Source organism: Flavobacteriales bacterium, from assembly GCA_013214975.1.
Lineage (GTDB): Bacteria > Bacteroidota > Bacteroidia > DT-38 > DT-38 > DT-38.
This window is the reverse complement of record JABSPR010000029.1, coordinates 1-7146: the sequence shown is the minus strand read 5'-3', so window position 1 is coordinate 7146 and position 7146 is coordinate 1. Positions and strand designations below refer to the sequence as shown.

General features: G+C 36.8%; 7 protein-coding genes. 6 read left to right on the top strand and 1 reads right to left on the bottom strand.

The window, feature by feature from the left end:
* The 6 genes from HRT72_02225 to gldN form a co-directional block, all read left to right on the top strand.
* Window positions 1-761, top strand: a 761-nt coding sequence (locus tag HRT72_02225) for an arginase family protein (GenBank protein NQY66527.1), incomplete at its 5' end; no start/stop codon positions are given.
* 125 nt (window positions 762-886) lie between these two features.
* A complete protein-coding gene (locus HRT72_02220) occupies window positions 887-1804 on the top strand; it encodes a type IX secretion system membrane protein PorP/SprF (GenBank protein ID NQY66526.1) in 918 nt (305 codons plus the stop codon).
* 104 nt (window positions 1805-1908) lie between these two features.
* Window positions 1909-3231 (top strand): SUMF1/EgtB/PvdO family nonheme iron enzyme, encoded by a 1323-nt coding sequence (locus HRT72_02215; protein ID NQY66525.1) that lies wholly within the window; start codon window positions 1909-1911, stop codon window positions 3229-3231.
* A gap of 128 nt (window positions 3232-3359) precedes the next feature.
* A complete protein-coding gene (gene gldL, locus HRT72_02210) occupies window positions 3360-4349 on the top strand; it encodes a gliding motility protein GldL (GenBank protein ID NQY66524.1) in 990 nt (329 codons plus the stop codon).
* A 45-nt stretch (window positions 4350-4394) separates the two neighbouring features.
* A complete protein-coding gene (gene gldM, locus HRT72_02205) occupies window positions 4395-6029 on the top strand; it encodes a gliding motility protein GldM (GenBank protein ID NQY66523.1) in 1635 nt (544 codons plus the stop codon).
* A 55-nt stretch (window positions 6030-6084) separates the two neighbouring features.
* Window positions 6085-6936: a gliding motility protein GldN gene (gene gldN / locus HRT72_02200; GenBank protein ID NQY66522.1), complete on the top strand. Its 852-nt coding sequence runs from the start codon at window positions 6085-6087 to the stop codon at window positions 6934-6936.
* A 90-nt stretch (window positions 6937-7026) separates the two neighbouring features.
* Here gldN and HRT72_02195 read toward each other — a convergent pair.
* Window positions 7027-7146, bottom strand: a 120-nt coding sequence (locus HRT72_02195) for a transposase (protein NQY66521.1), incomplete at its 5' end; no start/stop codon positions are given.

Below are 7146 nucleotides of genomic sequence, written 5' to 3'. Positions count from 1 at the left end.
AACTGGAACAAACAATTAATTTAGTATCCATCGATCCTCGTTTTGATATTGAGGATGTAGGAGCCGATTTTAATTCAAGATCTTATTTGTCTAAGATTATTTTGAGTCAGCCAAATTATTTATTCAACTATAGTAACCTAGGTCATCAAAGCTACTATGTGGCTGAGGATAAATTGGACTTAATGTCTAAAATGTATTTCGATGTCTATCGACTAGGAGAAGTTCAGCACGATAAGAAGGAAATAGAGCCTGTTCTTAGAAATGCGGACATGGTAAGTTTTGATGTGTCTTGTATTCGTCAGTCGGATTCCCCAGGAACAGGGCATGGTATACCTAATGGTTTATATGGAGAAGAGGCATGCCAAATTACTAGGTATGCAGGTATGAGTGATAAGCTTACTTCCATTGGTTTTTACGAAATGAACCCATCGTATGATAGAGATAAGCAAAGCACCAATCTTGTTGCACAATTAGTTTGGTACTTTCTAGAAGGATTAAGTAACAGAAAAGGAGATTTCCCAGCAGGTGATATTAAAGGGTATACTAAATATTATGTATCAGTTGAAGAGCAATCAGATGAATTGATTTTTTATAAAAGCAATAAAAGTGAAAGGTGGTGGATAGATGTGCCCTATCCAAGTTCTAAGAAAAGCAGATTTGATCGTCATCATTTGGTTCCATGTACCTATAATGACTATGATTATGCTTGTAATGGGAACTTGCCAGATAGGTGGTGGAAGTCGTATCAAAAATTAACTTAAGTAGGATATTGAATAATGTTTTAAACAATAATGTGTCGATAATTAGGGCGGTATTCAATTAAATATGTAAATTAGCTATTGGTGTAGGTTCATTTTGCGCCAATTACAGAGAGAAAATCAAGCTTATGAAAAAGAATTTTGTTCTTGTTTTATTAATGTTTTCAGGGTTGTTCGCCTTTGGGCAGCAAAATGCCCAGTGGTCGCAAAACATGTTTAATAAACTTCAGATTAATCCGGCGTACGCAGGTACAAACGGTGCAATTTGTGCTACGGTATTGGCTAGGAATCAATGGACAAGTTTTGAAGGGCATCCTAAGCAGTTGGTTGTAAATGCGGATATGCCTATTCAAGCTATTCATGGAGGAATAGGACTAGTATTATTGAGTGATCAATTAGGTCCTGAAAAAACAACGGGTTTAAAGGCAGCATATTCATTCATATTGAATGCTGGGCCTGGTAAATTAAGTGTAGGTGTAGACGGTGGTGTATTAATGAAAAGACTGGGTGATGGAACATGGGCGCCACCAACTGCGAATCCAGATGATGCGATTGTGTCGTCATTAAGTGCTATGGTGCCGGATATTAATGCTGGCGTCTATTATTCGCAAAATGAACTTTACTTTGGTGTGTCGGCATCTCAGTTATTAGCTAATCAGGTTTACAAAGCAGCTGGTAATTCACAGTTTGATTTAAAAAGGCACTTTTATATTACAGGTGGATATAACTATGATCTTAATCCATCAATAGAATTGAAACCATCTATCTATGCTAAATCGGATGGAACGACAATGCAATTTGATTTCAATCTAAATGTAATGTATAACAATCAGTTTTGGGCTGGAGTAACTTACCGACCAGGAGATGCAATTCTTGCAATGCTTGGAATGAATATTACTTCTGATTTAAGATTTGGTTATGCATACGATATGAACATAACAGACTTGAGTAACTTTAATGCAGGAACCCACGAAATTATGCTTGGGTACTGTAAGTTGCCTCAGAAAAAGAAGACGATGAAGTACAAGAATGTCAGGTACTTATAAAGTATTCTTAAAAAAACCGTAACCTTTTTTTAACGAGTGGCGTATAAGCCACAATCCCCTCTAACCTGGGTATTGAATTAATTAAAATGAAAGGAGCTAATATTATGAAAACTGTAAATAAGATTATCTTATTAGGAGTAGCCGCACTTTTAACTGCATGTGCAGGAGGAAACGGTGAGTTAATAGGCGTACAAGGAAGAGAGATTTGGTTTGAACCTGTGCCATATGGTATGTTGTACATTCCTGCGGGAAGTTTTACAATGGGTCCTAGTGATCAGGATGTGCCATTTTCAAACACGACACAATCCAAAACGGTAACATTACCTGCATTTTGGATTGATCATACTGAAATTACAAATAACGAATACCGTCAATTTGTATATTGGGTAAGAGATTCAATTGCTCATTACTTAATGGGTGAGGTAAATGAAGAGCATTTGGTTACTGAAGATATATATGGAGATGAGATAGATCCACCTTCATTAAACTGGAGAGCTAGAATAGATTGGTATGCCGATGAGGAAAGAGAAACTCTAGAGCCAATGTATTTGCCAGAGCACGAAAGATTTAATCGAAGGAAAGAGTTCGATACAAGAAAATACTTGTACGAGTACACTTGGATTGATCTAAGAGATGCAGCAAGAAAAGGTACAGCAAATGCTGATGAAGGTGGTGCGCCTTTAAGAAAAAGAGGTATGACAGATAGATCTATCTTTATTAAGAGAGATGTTATTCCAATTTATCCAGATACATTATGTTGGGTACATGACTTCACTTATGCATATAATGAGCCTTTGACAAATATGTACTTTTGGCACCCAGCGTTTGATGAGTATCCTGTTGTAGGTGTTAGCTGGAAACAAGCTAGAGCATTCTGTATATGGAGAACTAACTTACTGAATGGGTTCTTACAGAAAAGAGGTCAAACTTATGTGCAGAACTTTAGATTGCCTACGGAGACAGAATGGGAATATGCAGCTAGAGGTACATTTAATACTAGCCCTTATCCATGGGGTGGACCTTATATAAGAAATTCACGAGGTTGTTTCTTAGGTAACTTCAAACCATTACGTGGTGATTATTATGCGGATGGTGGTATTCATACAGTGAAGGTTGGATCTTATAACCCTAATGATTACGGCTTATATGATATGGCAGGGAATGTTGCGGAATGGACAAGTAATGCTTTTGATGAATCTGCGTATAATTTCTCGCATGATTTGGCACCAGACTATGTTTATGAAGCCGATGATGCTGATCCTGAGGTGTTGAAAAGGAAAGTAATTAGAGGTGGTTCTTGGAAAGATCTAGGCATGTATATGCAAACAAGTACTAGAACTTATGAGTATCAAGATACTGCAAAGTCTTATATAGGTTTTCGTTGTGTAAGAACCTATTTAGGAAGGGATGTTCATGATGTGCTGTAGGAAGCTTGGTAAGCAATTACTTAGCGAATAATCGCAGTATCTTGTACGGATATGCTTGGAATTGTAAAAAAAATGAGCAATATTCGACGTTCGAAAATTTTATTAACTATTAAAACTGTGGGAAAATTATGAATCCAATAGAGTGGCTACAAACAATGCCTGGTAAGAGACTAATGGCATATGTATATGGTTGGGGTGCGATGATTGTTATTATCGGAGCGATGTTTAAAATTCAGCACTGGCCAGGTGCAGGTCCAATGCTTGTAACGGGTTTGTCGGTTGAAGCAATCATATTTTTTCTTTCAGCATTTGAGCCTCCACATGCAGAAACAGATTGGAGTCTAGTTTGGCCGCAATTGGCGCATGGTCATGATGATGATATTGATGAGCTAGAAGAAGGTGTTCCACATGAAGTTGCTGCTGTTGCACCTGCTGGTACAGGATTTGCCATGGAGATGGATGATGACACACTTACAGCACAGTTAGATCGAATGTTGGAAGAAGCCAAGATTGGACCTGAATTAATAGAAAGTTTAAGTGCAGGTTTGAAAAGTTTAGATTCCACGGCTTCAAATTTAGCAGACATATCAGATGCGTCGGTTGCAACGAATGAATACGTTCAAAACGTTAATTCTGCATCAAGATCAGTTAGTGATTTAGCAAACTCATATAGTTCGGCAAAAGATGTAGTTTCATCAGCAGCTGGAGATTTAGCTAACTCGTTTACTAGTGCAAAAAGTTCGATCGCTGAGTCAAATACGAGATTGTCAGATGCATATAATAAAGCTGCCGAATCATTGAGTGCTTTGTCAATTGCAGATGGGGAAGAAACTATGGGTGATAAAGCATCCAAAGTTGCAAAAAGTTTAGAATCATTGAATAATATATACGAGTTGCAAATACAGAGTTCAAATGAATATCAAGATGCAACTTCTAGGCTTAGCGCCGGAATAGGTGAACTGGTAACTAACTTGCATGATTCTGTAGAGGATACCAAACGATACAAAGAGGAGATTTCTGCACTTGGGGAGAACTTGTCTTCGTTGAACACGGTATATGGCAACATGCTATCAGCAATGAATTATTCGAGACCTACTTCTGGTGGTTCAATCGAGTAAGCACTTTCTAGTCAAATAATTATTAACCCCTTAAAACAATAACTCATGGGTGGAGAAGTGCTATCGCCAAGAATGAAGATGGTTGCAATGATGTACCTCGTTCTTACGGCATTATTGGCAATGAACGTTTCGAAAGATATTTTGGATGCATTTATTATTGTAAACCATGGTATCGAGATTACCAACGAAAACTTCATGAAGAAAAATGAAACAGCATATAATGCTTTTGAAAAGGCGAAAATGAATGATGCTGTAAAAGTAACTCCATTTTGGAATAAGGCCCAGGAAGTTAAGCGGTTAGCTAATGCATTGTACGAGCATATTGATGCATTGAAGTTGCATTTGATCTATGAAACGGATAAGATTACTGAAATAGATAATCCTAGAAGGGATACTATGAAATTAAAGTATGTTGCTTCAAAAGATAATTACGATATTCCTACTCATATTATGATTGGTGAGCCAGGACCAACAACTATGAAGACGGGGAAATGGTCTGCAAATGAATTGAAATTGATGTTAAAAGGATATAATGATGATTTATTAGCATTGTTATCTCCTAAAATGAGGTCCCAGATTGAATTAGCATTGAATACTGAGGATCCTCCAAAAAAACCAAATGGGAGTACACCAACTTGGGAAGATGATAATTTTTATCATATTCCTATTTCTGCTGTAATTACTATCTTGACATCACTGCAATCGAATGTTAGAAATGCAGAATCAGATGTAGTGTCAAAACTATTAAGTGCAGTATCTGCTGATGACTTTAAATTTGACACATTGGCTGCTAGAGTTATTCCTAAATCGAATTATGTTTTCTTAGGAGAAAGTTATGAAGCTGAAATATTTGTTGCAGCATTTAATACCACTCAAGATCCTAAAATTGAAATAGGCAAGTTAGATACTTCAGGTGGTGGATTAGCTATAGTAGAAGGGTCTATAGATACAAGTGGAATTAGTTCTAAAAGGGGATCTGGTCACTACACGAGAAAAGCTAGATCTGAGGGAGAAGTGAAATATGAAGGCTTGATAAGTATAAAGAAACCTAATGGTGATTATCAGCCATATAGTTTTAGTACGTCGTATATCGTTGCAAAACCTTCATTAACAGTTTCTGCGGATAAAATGAATGTATTTTATGTTGGTCTAGATAATCCAGTTTCTATTTCGGTACCTGGTGTTGCTCATGATAAGGTTAAACCGCGTTGTACAGGTGCTTCCTTACGTAAAGGAAAGGGTAAAGGGAAGTATATTGTTAAACCGACTAAAGCAGGTAAAGCGGTAATTAGCGTTTCTGCCGATTTTGACGGTAATCTGAAACCGATGGGAAAATCGGAGTTTAGGGTTAAAATGATTCCAGATCCAACGCCATTGGTTGCTAATCAGGCCGGTGGATTGATATCTAAGAATAAGTTAGCCGCTGCAGGTGCAGTTACGCCAATTATGAAGAACTTCGATTTCGATGTATACGCGAGAATGATTTCTTTCACGCTTACTATTTTAATTGATGGTGACCTTGTAGAAGAAAAAATTAAGGGTGGTCGAGTTAATGCAAAAATGACTGGATTAATTAAAAAGCTGACTAGAGGTTCTAAAGTTTATTTTGAAGAGATTAGAGTTTCTATGCCAGATAAAACCAAAAGGAAGTTAAGCCCGATTATCTTTAAGATAAAATAACGTAACCTTTATTGGGTGTTATCGTATACGGAGAAATAACCAAAATCCATTTACTATGAGAGTTGGAATGCATAAGAGTATGTTAATGCTGATGGTCGTTACATTGTTAATGACAATAAGAGCAGAGGCCCAGGTGCTTGATGGTATTTTTGTACCAGAACATACACAGAACAGACAAGTTATAAAGTGGACACATCTGCGTGAGGCGGATGTGATGTGGCATAAGAGAATATGGCGAACTATCGATTTGCGCGAAAAGCAAAACCAAATTTTCTATTACCCAACTACTCCTGCAAATGGTAGAAGATCGTTGATAGATGTGATTTTGGATGCACTGAAGAATGATGGTACTCTAATGGCGTATGACGCTATATTTGGTGAAGATTTTAGTCTAGAATTGTCGTTAGAAGAAGTTAATGATAAAATTTCTGGATCAATTGAAACGGCTTGGGTACCAAGTCCAGATCCACCTTATGATCTTGAGCCTAAAATTACGGCTGATGAATTTAATTCTTCTACAATTAAGAAGTATAGGTTAAAAGAAGAGTGGTTCTTTGATAGACAAAGATCTGTAATGGATGTTAGAATAATAGGGATATGTCCTGTTACAGAAGAGGTTGATGACGAAGGAAACATTAAAGGTGATAAACCACTATTCTGGTTGTATTTTAGAGAGGCTCGTTATGTATTCATTAATCATGAGACATACAATAGGCAAAATGATGTGGAAAGAAGAACGTATGATGACATATTCTGGAAACGACAATTCGCTAGCTACATTATTAAAGAAAGCAATGTGTTTGATCGTAAAATATCGAGATATACTGAGGGACTGGATGCTTTATTAGAAGCAGATAAGATCAAGTATGAAATGATTACGAAGGAAATAGACTACTGGAGTTATTAGTAGTATCAGAAGTTATAAAAAGCCCCTTAATGGGGCTTTTTATTGGTCGGTTTTTTTAGGATCAAATGCAAAAGTTGTTGTTTTCAAAAATTAAGCAAAAAGTTTCTCCAGCCTAAAAAGGAAAAATTCTACATTCCTAACACCTCTAAATTGTGCTCTAAATGCCTTTATTTTAGAATTGAAAGATTCCGCAGAAGCATTTGTACTTCT

Excerpts from the sequence above, each read along its gene's own strand:
- HRT72_02220 (NQY66526.1), top strand. The coding sequence starts at position 887 with ATGAAAAAGAATTTTGTTCTTGTTTTATTAATGTTTTCAGGGTTGTTC.
- HRT72_02215 (NQY66525.1), top strand. The coding sequence starts at position 1,909 with ATGAAAACTGTAAATAAGATTATCTTATTAGGAGTAGCCGCACTTTTA.
- gldL (NQY66524.1), top strand. The coding sequence starts at position 3,360 with ATGAATCCAATAGAGTGGCTACAAACAATGCCTGGTAAGAGACTAATG.
- gldM (NQY66523.1), top strand. The coding sequence starts at position 4,395 with ATGGGTGGAGAAGTGCTATCGCCAAGAATGAAGATGGTTGCAATGATG.
- gldN (NQY66522.1), top strand. The coding sequence starts at position 6,085 with ATGAGAGTTGGAATGCATAAGAGTATGTTAATGCTGATGGTCGTTACA.